Below are 14,443 nucleotides of genomic sequence, written 5' to 3'. Positions count from 1 at the left end.
ATAATTTGAGCGTGACTCGAAGTATGACGGGGAATACAGAATCCGTTTTAATGAAGAGTGGTGTTCTTATGTCTGCGAATAACAGCAGGTTGATAAAGCTTCTAGTTATCCTTTGTATTGCCGGTGGCTTATGGTTATTGCCGGTTCCTGATGGGGTTAAACCCGATGCCTGGCATCTGATGGCGATTTTCATTGCCACGGTTGTCGGTCTGATTCTCTCTCCTTACCCGCTTGGCGCGATGGCGATGTTCAGCCTGACCTCGGTCGCCATATTAGGGTTATTACCCATTAAAGATGTGCTGGCGGGCTTTAGCGATCCCACCATTTGGATGATCGCCTGTGCCTTCTTTATCTCTCGCGGCTTTATCAAAACCGGCTTTGGCCGCCGCATTGGTCTGCTGTTCATCAGCAAGCTGGGAAATAGCTCACTCGGTCTGGCGTATGGTCTGGTGTTTACCGACCTGATGTTCGCTCCGGCCATGCCTTCCACGTCTGCACGCTGCGGCGGGATCATCACTCCGCTGTTCCGATCAATTGCCGAAGCCTATGACTCCACGCCGGAAAAAGGCACGCAGCGTCGCATTGGTGCGTTTCTGGTGCAGTCCATTTTCCAGTGTAACGCCGTGACTTCCGCGATGTTTATGACCTCCATGGCGGGTAACCCGATGGTGGCGAAGCTGGCTTCCCAGTTTGGTATTCAGATCAGTTGGACGGATTGGGCGTTAGCAACACTGCTGCCGGGCTTCCTGTCTTTGGCGCTGATTCCTTACCTGATCTACCGTTTCTATCCGCCTGAACTGAAGAAAACCTCAGAAATGCGTGCGATCGCCGTCGAAAGGCTGCGTGAAATGGGCAAAATGACCCGCGACGAGTGGGTGGTGCTGGGCGTGTTCCTGGGTCTGGTGACCTTCTGGGTGCTGGGTTCCACGCTGAATATCGATGCAACCCTGACCGCGCTGGCGGGCCTGAGCGTGCTGTTGCTCAGCCGTGCGCTGACCTGGGACGATGTAGTCAGTGAGAAAGAAGCCTGGCACACCGTGGTGTGGTTTGCCGTACTGATGACGCTGGCTGGCCAGCTCAACAAGATGGGCCTGATTGCCTGGCTGGGCGGATTGGCCGGTAATGCGGTGAGTGGGATGCACTGGCTGCCTATGCTGGGTCTGCTGCTGCTGGTTTACTACTACAGCCACTACTTGATGGCGAGTGCGATTGCCCACATCAGCGCCATGTATGCGATTTTTGTCTCTATCGCGCTGGCTGCGGGTGCGCCGCCGATGCTGACCGTACTGGTATTCGGTATCTTCAGTAACCTGTTTATGTCCACGACCCACTACTCTAGTGGCCCGGCACCAATTTTGTTCGGAACCGGCTACGTGCCGCTGGGAACCTGGTGGAAGATCGGCTTCCTGGTCAGTCTGGTCATCATCCCTATCTGGCTGGGTGTTGGCGGAATGTGGTGGAAACTGCTCGGTTTCTGGTAAACGCAGTACTGCTGGCTTTCCTGATGCGAAACATTCCTGACACAAGAAATGTACCGCAACGTTAAGCCAAATTTCCTTTCTTCAAGCCTACGCCCTGTCCTTGTGACGGGGCGTATGCATCACGGCACGCGAAACGCGACGAAACAGTATAAGATAACGGTGTGATGATGGTGGTTTCGGAGAGTGACATGGGCAAGAAAAAGGCACCGCTAAAGCTGGGAACATCGGTGTTTCTGATGGTGTCAGTTGTGCTTGGCGCGGTGTTGCTGGTGGTCTATTCCTTGCTGTTTTTTCGCATTAATCAGCTTTCAGAAGATCATCTGCGAGAAAAAGCCTTTGCCATTGCTCGCACATTTGCAGCCTCTCCCGTGGTTATTGATGAACTTAAAGGGATTGGTCGGCCTGAGGAAGTGCAGGCGGCTGCGGAGACGATTCGTCAGCGTAATCAGCTGCTCTTCGTCACCGTCACGGACATGGATACGGTGCGCCATAGCCACCCTGAACCGGAAAGAATTGGTGAGCATTTTGCCGGTCGGGATATCTACCCGGCGCTGCTTGGCATGGAAAATACGGCCATCAACCGGGGTACGCTCGATCCCGCGCTGCGGGTCTTTACACCGGTTTTCGACAGCAACCATAAGCAGGTTGGCGTCGTCGCGCTGGGGATTGCCTTAACCAGCGTGCAGAAGGTGATCAGCGATAACCGCTGGATGATTCCCTGGACGCTCTTGGCGGGGGCGCTGGTCGGCTGGCTGGGCACGTTGATTCTGGTGAAAGTGCTCAAGCGCATTATGTTGGGATTCGAGCCGTTTGAGATCTCGAACCTGTTTGAACAGCGTAACGCGATGCTCAAACACATCAAAGAAGGCGTTATCGCGGTCGATCAGCATGGTCGGATTACGGTCATCAATGATGAGGCGCGACGGCTTTTCCGGCAGAATAAGCCACAGGGCAGTGAAACGCCGGCTTCGAAGCCAACTGAACGCGTCAGCGACCAGTGGCTTGAACATCTGCACCTGAAGCAGGTACTGGAGAGTGGTACGCCGCGGCGCGATGAAGAGATTAGCTTTAACGGCCACCTGCTGCTGACTAACACCGTTCCGGTTTTTGTGAAGGGCGACATTATCGGTGCGATTGCGACATTCCGTGATAAAACGGAGATCAGCCAGTTGCTGCAACGGTTGAGTGGGATGTCCTACTATGCGGATGCGCTGCGTGCGCAATCGCACGAGTTTATGAACAAGCTGCACGTGATCCTGGGGATGCTGCACTTAAAATATTACTCGCAGCTGGAAGATTATATCCTGAAGACCGCCAATAATTATCAGGCGGAAATTGGTTCGATTATTCGTAAAGTGAAATCGCCAGTGATTGCCGGCTTCCTGTTGGGTAAAATCAACCGCGCGCGCGATCTCGGCATTACGCTCTCCATCAGTGAGGAGAGTCTGCTGCCGGATACCGATGACGTCGATGCGACGAATGAATTGATTACCGTATTGGGTAATCTGATTGAGAATGCGATGGACGCGATTGATAGGCAGGAAAACTGCGAAATCAGCGTGAGCTTCCACCATCAGAATGGCCGCCTTCACTGTACCGTGGGGGATGACGGCCCCGGCATTTCGCCGGAGAGTCAGGCGCGCATTTATGAACAGGGATTCTCTACCAAAGGCAGCGGGCGCGGTATCGGCCTGTACCTGACCAAGCAGAGTCTGGAGAAGATTGGCGGCACTATCGAGTTTGAATCAGAACCTGAGGTGTACACCCAGTTTTTCGTTACTATTCCTTATCAAGCAAGGCTGTTTGACCATGATTAATGTACTGATTGTTGATGACGATGCCATGGTTGCAGAGCTTAACAAATCTTATCTGAACCAGGTTTCTGGATTTAGCTGCTATGCGACCGTCCCCACATTGCAGCAGGCGCGAAACCTGCTGATGCAACCTGACTCGGAAATCGATTTGGTATTGCTGGATATTTATATGCAGCAGGATAATGGACTGGATCTGCTGCCGACTATCCGTGAATTCAGTGAAAAGACGGACGTTATCATCATCTCGTCTGCCAGCGATGTGTACACCATCAAGAAAGCGCTGCACTACGGTGTGGTGGACTATCTGATTAAGCCTTTCCAGTTCTCGCGTTTCGAACAGGCGCTGACCGCCTATCGCGAAGAGGCGAACTTGTTCAAGCACCGCGATTTTGTTGGGCAGTCGGATATTGATAACCTGATTCGTCGTACCAGCAGTAGCACGGTTAGCGAACGTAAGAAATTGCCGAAAGGGCTGACTAGCCTGACGCTGCGTACCGTCTGCGAGTGGATTGAAGGCAATCAGGGCATCGAGTTCTCCACCGAAATGCTGGCGAACGCGATTGGTATCTCCCGCGTCTCCTGCCGTAAGTACCTGATCTACCTGTCTGATACTGGCATCCTGACCACCAATATCCTGTACGGCTCAACCGGTCGACCGGTGTATCTGTATCGTCTGCTGCCAGAAAAACAGGACTCTCTGCGCCAATACTGTGAATAAAAGGCTGTGAATAAATAGCGCTGAATAAGGCAAGCAGAAACAGAAACGAGGCGGGAGCGATCCCGCCTTGTGCTATCACAATTCAGTGATGATGAAACCAAATGGAACTGGTTTAGTGGAACACAATAAATTTATGCAGTACGGCCGCGGGTTAGGGCTGTGGCGGAACCCACGGGAAAATATTAAGCCTGAGACTGATAACTGTACACCGATAAGGGAAGATACCACTTTAAGAGTCGTGTCCGAGGTTGTTTCTGGTATAGGTAAAATATCACCTTACTCTGGTGGTACTGTCGGTGGGTTATTAGAAGGGATGCATGATGTTAACAAGTGAATGTAAGACTTTTATGCGCTGGGTAGGAATAACATTAGTAACTTTTGCATATTATCTGTGGATCTTTCTTGCTATTTTTCCGTTAGATGACAAGAGTCCCATGCTACAAGAGAAGGTGGTTACTATCGAATATCATGAGGCTGTTATAGAAAATATTTATAAGGTCACAGATAATGTTCTTGAGGTTGCTTTAATTGGTTTTCCTGTGTGTATGACTCTGATCCTGATCATTTTCAAAAAAATTAGATAGTTGCGGTAAGCCAAATCGTTACCAATAGCTGCTGCCGGAAAAGCAGGACTTGCTGCGCCAGTACTGTGAATAAAAAGCGGTGAATAAATAGCGCTGAATAAATAAAAACGCCACGGTAATCACCGTGGCGTTTTCGTTAGTGGGAACCGTGGTTGGGTTAGACAACCCAGCCCAACAGCAGCGTTGCAGCGATGACGGTAGATGCGCCGCCGATACGGGTAGCGATCTGTGCGAACGGCATCAGAGACATACGGTTAGAAGCGGACAGAATCGCCACATCACCCGTACCACCCAGCCCGCTGTGGCACGTGGTCACGATGGAAGCTTCAATGGGGTACATGTTCAGGTAAGGCGCAATCAGGAAGCTCACCAGCGCCATGGACAGCACCACAGAACCACAGACGATGACATAACCCACAGAGAATACTGCGACAACGCTTTCCAGCGGGATATACAACATGCCCAGCCCGATCATCAGCGGCCACACCAGAGAACTGGAGACGAACTTGTAAACGCTGTGTGCGCCAGTTTCCATAATCGCTGGAATCACGCGTCCGTATTTGCAGAAGACGGCGATCAGAATCATCAGAACGGGGCCTGGGATGTGTACCAGTTTCTCAAACAGGCCACCGACGATGAAGAAGGCGCAAATCATCAACAGTCCGCCACCCATTAGGTGAAAATCGACCGGCTTTGGCGCTTCGTTGACGGCAAACATCGCGTTGTCTTCATCACTGCGAACCAGACGGCCTTCGCCGTTCAGATCCTTGCGGCGCATACCCAGACGGGACAGCACTCCAGCACACAGAATCGCGAAGATGTTACCGACAACGGCAGCAGGCGCTAACTGGGCAACATAGACATCCGGGCTTTCTCCCAGAATGGCAGAATAGGCTAAGGATAACGGTAGGATACCTTCACCAATGCCGCCACCGATAATGGGCACGATGATGAAGAAGAAAGTGTGATAAACGCTGTAGCCGCACAGCTTACCAACCAGTAAACCGGTTGCCAGCGCGGTTGCGGTGCCGACGACCAGCGGGACGAACATACGCACCATCCCCTGAATCAGGATTTTGCGGTTCATACCCAGAATACTGCCGACCACCAGACAGGCGATGACGAAATACAGGAAGTTCGCCTCTTTCATCAGCAGGTGGACGGTTTTCATGGTGTTATCGTTGAACAGCTCAAAATACACCATAACGGAAGGCACCATCAGGCACAGAATGGCCGGGCCGCCGATATCTTTGAACACGGGGATGTTGCTGCCAATGTGTGCCAGTAAAAAACCCATCGTCATGATGACGGCGAAACCGCCAATCATATTTTTAGGCAAATATCCTTCGTAGGCAGCGATAGCGACAATGGCGGCAATCGCCATAAAAAGCGCAACGGGAACGGAGCCGATTTTCTTTTTAAAAAATCCCCCGATAAACGATTCTTGTGTTTCCAGAGCGAGATCGTTCTCACATAAAATATCAGTTTCAATTTTTTTCATTATATTCACCCTGCTAGGACAGTTGGTACAGAAAGAAATGACATACCTGCCGTGTAATCTCGTTGAGATATTGGTAACGCATCGTTATCGACGCATTTTATTGGCTTTTTGCTTGCTGATATCGGTGTGGATATCGAGCGTTGCTAATGCCAATGGCGGCGGGATGTTTATTATCAGAAAGCAGAAAAATACGTTTTTTTGTTTTTTATCAGTTAGTAACAAAAAGATAATAAATGGTTGGTGTTATTTAACAATGAATCTTGTTGGAGGGTAATCTAGCATGAGGGAATGTTAAAAATAATACGTTAATTACGTATTTGTGAACTTATCTGCAACTCCATTTTAAATAATTTATATTATTTTTTTGTAATTAAAATAATTTATTGAGGGGCGTGGGGAGTTAAAACAGAAGGAGAGGTGAATCACAGAGTGAAAATACCACTTTATGAGAATAAGTAAATAGCGTGCTTTCATTTTAGTGAGAATATTTATTTAACTAAAATAGCCAACTAATTGTTGAGCAATATCATTTTATCGTCGGTAAGGCCTCTGACAATGCTGCGTAGGACAAAATGCGTTCTCGACCCCGTATCAGCCGCCTTTTTATCTATGCTTTATCTAGCGGAGGTATCCAGCAACAAACCTCTGGTCATGGCTATCCCACAGATAAAGAACGATGAAGAGCGAGCTTGCGGACCGTCGAAAGAGGGGGAAACCACGTTTTTTATGTCGTATAGAGTTTTTTTATGTAGCGTAGATAGTCATTTGGCTACTTATGGTGCCGTGGTAAATATCAGAATTTCTTATTATCTGTCAGAGTTTTCACCTGTTGTTAACGTTTTTAACAAAAAATAGTGCTCAAATCTTGGACATGTAAGACCAGATGACTATAGTTTTTTTAATGGTGATAATTTCTTTATGTCTGCAATGTATCGGTTTTTATCGCTATTTTTTCATCAAAAGACAAAATATCTGCCTTCATTGGGGTGGTGAACGTGTATTTTCTCTTTTAAGAAAATGTAAGGAAATTTTGTAAATCCTTACAGCTTATATTGACGTCACCGCCATCTGTTGAGAAATTGAGGGCGTCATAGGGATATAAGGAGGAAAGCAGCGGCTTGTCTGAATGATTCTACGTCTTCATCCAGCATCCGTGAGCGGGTTGTGGCGCTTCAAGGTATACGTTGTAGTTATTATGACTATATCCAACAGCGTGGCGGCCATCGGTTTTGGTAACCACCTTTCCTCTTCCTCATTATTTGAATTTTGCCTTCGGGCGACAGGGTACAGACCACAGTTCGTAAAAAATACAGGTCTGGCCAACCATACCCAATTGATTTCGAGATGCGGACGGACTATCAGCGCTGTTAACCACTGTGCGTTTAACGACAGTATTAACGCGTATGCAGCTTGGAGTATGGCGGGTATAGCACACAACATCATCCACAATGGAGCACAAGTAATGGAAAAATCCCTGGTTAAATCAAGGGTGTTGAAGTTCGGCCTTGGCTTGCTCGCCATGTCCGTCGCTGCAGGCGTTCAGGCAAAGACGCTGGTGTACTGTTCAGAAGGCTCCCCAGAAGGTTTTAACCCGCAGCTGTTCACCTCTGGTACCACGTTTGATGCCAGCTCTATTCCTATTTATAACCGCCTGGTGGAATTTAAAGACGGCACCACGGACACCGGTCCGGGTCTGGCTGAAAAATGGGATATTAGCGAAGACGGCAAAACCTATACTTTCCATTTGCGCAAAGGCGTGAAATGGCAAGACAGCAAGGATTTCAAACCTTCTCGTGAATTCAATGCCGATGACGTGATTTTCTCCTTCATGCGTCAGCAGGATGCCAACAATCCGTACCACAAAGTATCTGGCGGCAGCTATGAATACTATCAAGGTATGGGTATGCCGGAACTGGTCAGCAAAATCGAGAAAGTAGACGATCATACCGTCCGCTTTGTGCTGAACCGCCCTGAAGCGCCGTTCCTGGCAAACCTGGCGATGGACTTCGCTTCCATCCTGTCCGCGGAATACGCGGATAACATGCTGAAAGCTGGTACACCAGAGAAGATTGACCTGAACCCAATCGGTACAGGCCCATTCCAGCTGCAGCAGTACCAGAAAGATTCCCGTATTCTGTACAAAGCCTTTGACGGCTTCTGGGGCACCAAGCCGGGCATTGACCGTCTGGTCTTCTCCATTACGCCAGATGCGTCTGTGCGTTACGCCAAGCTGCAAAAAGACGAATGCCAGATCATGCCGTATCCAAACCCGGCCGATCTTGCTCGCATGAAAGAAGACAAGAACATCACGTTGATGGAACAGCCTGGCCTGAACGTTGGCTACCTGTCTTACAACGTTGAGAAAAAACCGCTGGATAACGTCAAGATTCGCCAGGCGCTGAACTATGCGGTGAACAAGTCTGCCATCATCGATGCGGTTTATCAGGGGGCCGGCCAGGCCGCAACCAACCTGATCCCGCCGACCATGTGGGGCTACAACAACGACGTTAAAGACTACAGCTACGATCCTGAAAAAGCGAAAGCACTGCTGAAAGAAGCAGGTATGGCTGACGGTTTCTCTATCGACCTGTGGGCAATGCCGGTACAGCGTCCGTACAACCCGAACGCCCGTCGTATGGCGGAAATGATTCAGTCCGACTGGGCGAAAGTTGGCGTGAAAGCCAAGATCGTCACCTACGAGTGGGGCGAGTATCTGAAGCGTGCGAAAGACGGCGAGCACCAGACCGTGCTGATGGGTTGGACTGGCGATAATGGGGATCCAGATAACTTCTTCGCGACCCTGTTCAGCTGTGACGCTGCCAAAAATGGCTCCAACTACTCCAAGTGGTGCTACAAGCCGTTTGAAGATTTGATCCAGCCGGCGCGTGCCATTTCCGATCACGAAAAACGTATTGAGCTGTACAAACAAGCGCAGGTTGTGATGCACGATCAGGCTCCGGCGCTGATTGTCGCGCACTCCACCGTGTACGAGCCAGTGCGTAAAAACGTGAAAGGTTATGTGGTTCAGCCACGTGGCGTGCATAGCTTCAACAACGTGACGTTGGATTAAGTCAGCCACTCGTTTTTCACGGACATTAAAAACCCCGACCTTGCGGTTTCTCGTTAGAGGAGCCGTGGAGGCGGGGTTTCTTGCCCGTTAAATTTTACGGTGGGCCGTCGTACACGACGTTTAAAATCGTTCCTGACGATTTTTTATGCTGTGAGCAATGATAAGCCTGATGGCCAATGAGCCAACGGGCATGAATAGAGAGTTCGGGATATGTTGCAGTTCATACTCCGGCGTTTGGGGTTAGTTATCCCAACGTTTATTGGTATCACACTATTAACCTTCGCATTCGTGCACATGATTCCGGGCGACCCGGTGATGATCATGGCGGGGGAACGGGGCATCTCCGCCGAGCGTCATGCGCAATTGCTGGCTGAAATGGGGCTGGATAAGCCGCTTTGGCAGCAATACCTCCACTATATTGGCGGTGTGATGCAGGGCGATCTGGGGATCTCCCTCAAGAGCCGTATCCCCGTGTGGGAAGAATTTGTGCCTCGCTTCAAAGCGACGCTGGAACTGGGTATCTGCGCGATGATGTTTGCTATCGCAGTGGGGATTCCGGTTGGTGTGCTGGCTGCGGTTAAACGCGGTTCCATTTTCGATCATACCTCTGTTGGCCTGGCGCTGACGGGCTACTCCATGCCTATCTTCTGGTGGGGCATGATGCTGATTATGCTGGTCTCCGTTCAGCTTGACCTTACCCCCGTTTCGGGACGCATCAGCGATACGATTTTCCTTGATGACAGCATGCCGCTGACCGGCTTTATGCTGATCGATACCCTGTTCTGGGGCGAGGAAGGCGACTTTATCGACGCGGTTGAACACATGATCCTGCCTGCCATCGTGCTGGGCACCATTCCACTGGCGGTGATTGTGCGTATGACGCGCTCTGCGATGCTGGAAGTGCTGGGTGAGGATTACATCCGTACCGCGCGCGCCAAAGGGCTGAGCCGTCTGCGTGTAATTGTCGTGCACGCGTTGCGTAATGCGATGCTGCCGGTGGTAACGGTAATTGGTTTACAGGTCGGTACCATGCTGGCCGGGGCGATCCTGACGGAAACCATTTTCTCCTGGCCGGGGCTGGGACGGTGGTTAATCGATGCGTTGCAGCGTCGTGACTATCCGGTGGTTCAGGGCGGCGTACTGCTGGTGGCAACCATGATCATTCTGGTGAACCTGCTGGTAGATGTGCTCTACGGTGTGGTTAACCCACGCATCCGTCACAAGAAATAAGGGGAAGGCTAAGATGACACACGTCACTGAACCTGTTGTAAATAGCGCACCGAAGCCGATGACCCCGCTACAGGAATTCTGGCACTATTTTAAACGTAACAAAGGCGCGGTTGTTGGCATGGTGTATGTCGTGCTGATGCTGATTATCGCCATTGGCGCCAATGTGTTGGCACCGCATGCGCCCGCCGAGCAGTTCCGCGATGCGCTGCTTCGTCCGCCGGTCTGGCAAGAGGGCGGAAGCTGGCAGTTTATTCTGGGAACGGACGACGTCGGGCGTGATGTCCTGTCCCGTCTGATGTACGGCGCGCGTCTGTCGCTGCTGGTTGGCTGTCTGGTGGTGGCACTGTCGCTGGTGCTGGGCGTGATCTTCGGTCTGCTGGCTGGGTATTTCGGCGGTGTGGTCGATGCGCTCATCATGCGTATCGTCGATATCATGCTGGCGCTGCCGAGCCTGCTGCTGGCGCTGGTGCTGGTGGCCGTCTTCGGACCTTCGATTGTGAATGCCTCGCTGGCGCTGACCTTCGTGGCATTGCCGCACTATGTCCGTTTGACCCGCGCGGCAGTACTGGTGGAAGTCAATCGCGATTACGTCACGGCTTCACGCGTGGCGGGAGCCAGTTCGGCACGCCAGATGTTCGTCAACATCCTTCCGAACTGCCTGGCACCGTTGATTGTGCAGGCTTCTCTCGGTTTTTCTAACGCCATTCTTGATATGGCTGCTTTGGGTTTCCTCGGTATGGGCGCACAGCCGCCAACGCCAGAGTGGGGCACCATGCTGTCGGACGTTTTGCAGTTTGCGCAAAGCGCCTGGTGGGTGGTGACGTTCCCCGGCGTAGCAATCTTACTGACGGTATTGGCGTTTAACCTGATGGGGGACGGCTTGCGTGACGCTCTCGACCCCAAACTCAAGCAGTAGTAGAGGTAGAGAGATGGCGTTGCTCAATGTAGATAAACTGTCGGTTCACTTTGGTGATGAGGATCTGCCGTTTCGTGCGGTCGATCGTATCAGCTATCAGGTGGAAGAAGGGCAGGTGGTCGGTATCGTCGGGGAATCCGGCTCCGGTAAATCCGTCAGCTCGCTGGCGATTATGGGGCTGATTGATTACCCCGGCAAAGTGATGGCCGACAAGCTGGAATTTAACCAACGTGACTTAACGAAAATTTCTGAGAAAGAACGGCGTAATTTGGTGGGTTCTGAAGTCGCGATGATTTTCCAGGACCCGATGACCAGCCTGAACCCCTGCTACACCGTGGGCTACCAGATCATGGAAGCTATCAAGGTGCATCAGGGCGGTAATCGCAAAACCCGTCGTCAGCGAGCGATTGACCTGCTGACGCTGGTCGGGATTCCCGATCCGGGCTCACGTCTTGACGTGTATCCGCACCAGCTTTCCGGCGGGATGAGCCAGCGCGTGATGATCGCGATGGCGATTGCCTGTAGGCCGAAGCTGCTGATTGCCGATGAACCAACCACGGCGCTGGACGTGACCATTCAGGCGCAGATCATCGAACTGCTGCTCGAATTGCAGCAGCGTGAAAACATGGCGCTGATCCTGATTACCCACGATTTGGCGCTGGTGGCCGAAGCGGCACACCACATCATCGTGATGTATGCCGGGCAGGTCGTGGAGTCAGGCAAAGCGGCGGATATTTTCCGCGCACCCCGTCATCCGTATACCCAGGCGCTGCTACGTGCATTGCCTGAGTTTGCGGCGGATAAATCCCGACTGGCATCGCTGCCGGGCGTGGTGCCGGGTAAATACGACCGCCCGAACGGCTGTCTGTTAAACCCACGTTGCCCCTATGCGCAGGACCGCTGCCGTCAGGAAGAACCTGCACTGCGCGATATTCCTGGTCGTCAGGTGAAATGTCATACACCGCTCGATGATGCGGGGAGGCCAACCCTATGAGTGAACTGAACGCAACATCGCAGCCGTATTTGCTGCATGCGATTGATTTGAAGAAACACTATCCGGTGAAAAAGGGATTTTTTGCGCCAGAGCGGATGGTGAAAGCGCTGGACGGCGTTTCCTTTACGCTGGAACGCGGTAAAACGCTGGCGGTGGTAGGGGAATCCGGCTGTGGAAAATCCACGTTGGGCCGCCTGCTGACGATGATCGAAACCCCGTCTGATGGCGAGCTGTACTATCAGGGGCAGGATCTGCTGAAGCACGATCCTGAAGCGCAGAAGCTGCGTCGGCAGAAGATCCAGATCGTTTTCCAGAATCCGTACGGATCGCTCAATCCGCGTAAGAAAGTCGGTCAGATCCTGGAAGAACCGCTCCAGATCAACACTGAGCTGTCAAAAGCCGAACGCCGTGAAAAAGCGTTGGCGATGATGGCGAAAGTGGGGCTGAAAACGGAGCATTACGATCGCTACCCGCATATGTTCTCCGGCGGTCAGCGTCAGCGTATCGCTATCGCCCGTGGATTGATGCTGGACCCGGACGTGGTGATTGCCGATGAACCCGTTTCGGCGCTGGACGTATCGGTTCGCGCACAGGTGCTGAACCTGATGATGGACTTGCAGCAGGAGCTGGGGCTGTCTTACGTCTTCATTTCGCACGATCTGTCCGTCGTTGAACACATCGCTGATGAAGTGATGGTGATGTATCTGGGCCGCTGTGTGGAGAAGGGCAGTAAAGATGCTATTTTCAACAACCCGCGCCACCCGTATACGCAGGCGTTACTTTCCGCGACGCCGCGCCTGAACCCGGATCTACGCCGCGAACGCATTAAGCTGACGGGTGAACTGCCCAGCCCGCTGAATCCGCCGCCGGGATGCGCGTTCAACGCTCGCTGCCAGCGCTGCTTCAGCACCTGCACACAATTCCAGCCGCAGCTGAAAACCTACGGCGAACAGCAGGTTGCCTGCTTCGCTGTTGATCAGGACGAACAGGGCACCGCAGTCGCCTAGTTTACCTTCAACGCCCCACACCGCTTTGCCGCGATGTGGGGCGTAGGTTTTTTGGCTGTACCTGCCCGCTATCGCTTAAGTATTCCGCTAAATTTAACCTGACTTCAGCTATTAGCTTTAAAGGCCAACTCCGGAAGATTTGGGATTTATGGCCGGGATGCCGATAACGGTGATGATTGAGTGGGGGAGATTGGTGATCTAAACAGAGATTAGTCTCTGACGGTGCACACAATAAACAGTAGATAAGAAATAGCAGGGGAGTTCATAGGAGATCTTTCCTGCTTTATTTTATCCAACATCTTAAAATACGTTGTAAGTACTTATTTTGATGTTACAGTATTTATCATTTCCAATATTTCCTTTTCGGTTTTCTCATAGGGGGGCTGCCATAAAGGAAAGTCATTTTCTACCCATTCATCATATTCTTCAGGAGATATCCGGTTTTCTAACTCCTGATATAAATATTTTCGTGTTTTGGATAATTTGTTTAATACATTACATTGATTAAAAAAAAGTAATAGCGCTGGCGCCGTTCTACTACTTTTATCAAAACCAGATCCTATTTTATCTATTACAGTAACAATTTCCTCTAAAGATATTAAAATCTCCTTTAGATTATCCGTATTTTCTGAATCGTATTCTTTTATAATATTAGCATCTCTTATTAAATTTTGTTGTTTTTTATCCAAATTAACCTCGCCTTTTATCTTATATGCATCAACACCCAAATCATTTCTTCTGAATTCTACTTGATTGGAGTCTATATCAATATAATTTCTGGCATGGTTTTATTTTATTTTATTTTAAACTTCTCTGCTGCATCAGCCATACTTAATGGCTTTCCTTTCGCCTTGGTTGCAAACACAGAATTTTGATCTGAAGGCTTAATTGTCATGCATTCTTTAATACCTTCAAGACCCTTATTACTCGTATAGTGCCTTAAGCGAATAACATCAAGACCCAATGGGTCACCCAACTAATAGGATTAGGCGCATAAGCATACAGGTTCAGCCCGCCAGCCCAATCAGATCTTGCGTAGTAAACCTGCCTACAGTGGGATCATAGTAACGGAACTGATTGTAGTGCAAACCGGTTTCGTCATCTGCGTATTATCCGGCGTAGCGTAAT

Annotated in this window: 12 protein-coding genes and 1 pseudogene; 9 read left to right on the top strand and 4 right to left on the bottom strand. The window is 50.7% G+C overall.

Annotated elements, in window-relative coordinates; translation table 11 throughout:
- Positions 1 to 68 precede the first annotated feature (68 nt).
- The 4 genes from QWJ20_RS17940 to QWJ20_RS17925 all read left to right on the top strand — a co-directional run bounded on the left by QWJ20_RS17940 (position 69) and on the right by QWJ20_RS17925 (position 4,597).
- Positions 69 to 1,481, top strand: a complete 1,413-nt coding sequence (locus QWJ20_RS17940) for an anion permease (protein WP_039508219.1) — start codon at positions 69 to 71, stop codon at positions 1,479 to 1,481.
- 188 nt (positions 1,482 to 1,669) lie between these two features.
- Positions 1,670 to 3,298 carry a sensor histidine kinase gene (locus QWJ20_RS17935; RefSeq protein ID WP_095993322.1) on the top strand — a complete coding sequence of 543 codons (1,629 nt, stop codon included), beginning with the start codon at positions 1,670 to 1,672 and terminating at the stop codon, positions 3,296 to 3,298.
- Positions 3,291 to 4,013: a two-component system response regulator DcuR gene (gene dcuR, locus QWJ20_RS17930; protein ID WP_010281107.1), complete on the top strand. Its 723-nt coding sequence runs from the start codon at positions 3,291 to 3,293 to the stop codon at positions 4,011 to 4,013. The genes QWJ20_RS17935 and dcuR overlap by 8 nt, the downstream gene beginning before the upstream one ends.
- A 317-nt stretch (positions 4,014 to 4,330) precedes the next feature.
- Positions 4,331 to 4,597, top strand: a complete 267-nt coding sequence (locus QWJ20_RS17925) for a hypothetical protein (RefSeq protein WP_433993142.1) — start codon at positions 4,331 to 4,333, stop codon at positions 4,595 to 4,597.
- A 157-nt stretch (positions 4,598 to 4,754) separates the two neighbouring features.
- Here the strand turns inward: QWJ20_RS17925 and QWJ20_RS17920 are convergent, their stop codons facing one another.
- Positions 4,755 to 6,098: a 2-hydroxycarboxylate transporter family protein gene (locus QWJ20_RS17920; RefSeq protein WP_109412163.1), complete on the bottom strand. Its 1,344-nt coding sequence runs from the start codon at positions 6,096 to 6,098 to the stop codon at positions 4,755 to 4,757.
- A gap of 1,462 nt (positions 6,099 to 7,560) precedes the next feature.
- Here QWJ20_RS17920 and dppA point away from each other — a divergent pair.
- The 5 genes from dppA to dppF all read left to right on the top strand — a co-directional run bounded on the left by dppA (position 7,561) and on the right by dppF (position 13,315).
- Entirely contained in the window at positions 7,561 to 9,168 is a 1,608-nt protein-coding gene (dppA, locus tag QWJ20_RS17915) for a dipeptide ABC transporter periplasmic-binding protein DppA (RefSeq protein ID WP_095700999.1), read from the top strand.
- A 210-nt stretch (positions 9,169 to 9,378) separates the two neighbouring features.
- Positions 9,379 to 10,398: a dipeptide ABC transporter permease DppB gene (gene dppB / locus QWJ20_RS17910; RefSeq protein WP_010281089.1), complete on the top strand. Its 1,020-nt coding sequence runs from the start codon at positions 9,379 to 9,381 to the stop codon at positions 10,396 to 10,398.
- A gap of 13 nt (positions 10,399 to 10,411) precedes the next feature.
- Positions 10,412 to 11,314, top strand: coding sequence for a dipeptide ABC transporter permease DppC (gene dppC / locus QWJ20_RS17905; RefSeq protein ID WP_039513832.1), 903 nt, complete (start codon positions 10,412 to 10,414; stop codon positions 11,312 to 11,314).
- A gap of 13 nt (positions 11,315 to 11,327) precedes the next feature.
- Complete coding sequence (dppD, locus tag QWJ20_RS17900) at positions 11,328 to 12,308, top strand: dipeptide ABC transporter ATP-binding protein (RefSeq protein WP_095700998.1); 981 nt, start codon at positions 11,328 to 11,330, stop codon at positions 12,306 to 12,308.
- The gene (dppF, locus tag QWJ20_RS17895; protein WP_095700997.1) at positions 12,305 to 13,315 is read left to right on the top strand and encodes a dipeptide ABC transporter ATP-binding subunit DppF; all 1,011 of its coding nucleotides are present in this window, start codon (positions 12,305 to 12,307) and stop codon (positions 13,313 to 13,315) included. The genes dppD and dppF overlap by 4 nt, the downstream gene beginning before the upstream one ends.
- Before the next feature lie 320 nt (positions 13,316 to 13,635).
- Here dppF and QWJ20_RS17890 read toward each other — a convergent pair whose 3' ends face one another.
- From QWJ20_RS17890 to QWJ20_RS17880, 3 genes and pseudogenes are all read right to left on the bottom strand, one after another.
- Complete coding sequence (locus tag QWJ20_RS17890; RefSeq protein ID WP_433993141.1) at positions 13,636 to 14,043, bottom strand: hypothetical protein; 408 nt, start codon at positions 14,041 to 14,043, stop codon at positions 13,636 to 13,638.
- Between the two features lie 65 nt (positions 14,044 to 14,108).
- Complete coding sequence (locus tag QWJ20_RS17885; RefSeq protein WP_433993140.1) at positions 14,109 to 14,210, bottom strand: hypothetical protein; 102 nt, start codon at positions 14,208 to 14,210, stop codon at positions 14,109 to 14,111.
- 65 nt (positions 14,211 to 14,275) lie between these two features.
- Positions 14,276 to 14,424: pseudogene (locus QWJ20_RS17880) on the bottom strand (RHS repeat-associated core domain-containing protein); the annotation flags it as partial.
- Positions 14,425 to 14,443 lie beyond the last annotated feature (19 nt).

Origin of the sequence: Pectobacterium sp. S5 (genome assembly GCF_051707265.1) — a bacterium.
GTDB classification, from domain to species: domain Bacteria; phylum Pseudomonadota; class Gammaproteobacteria; order Enterobacterales; family Enterobacteriaceae; genus Pectobacterium; species Pectobacterium polare.
The sequence above is the reverse complement of the archived record's forward strand: the minus strand, read 5'-3'. Positions and strand labels throughout refer to the sequence as shown.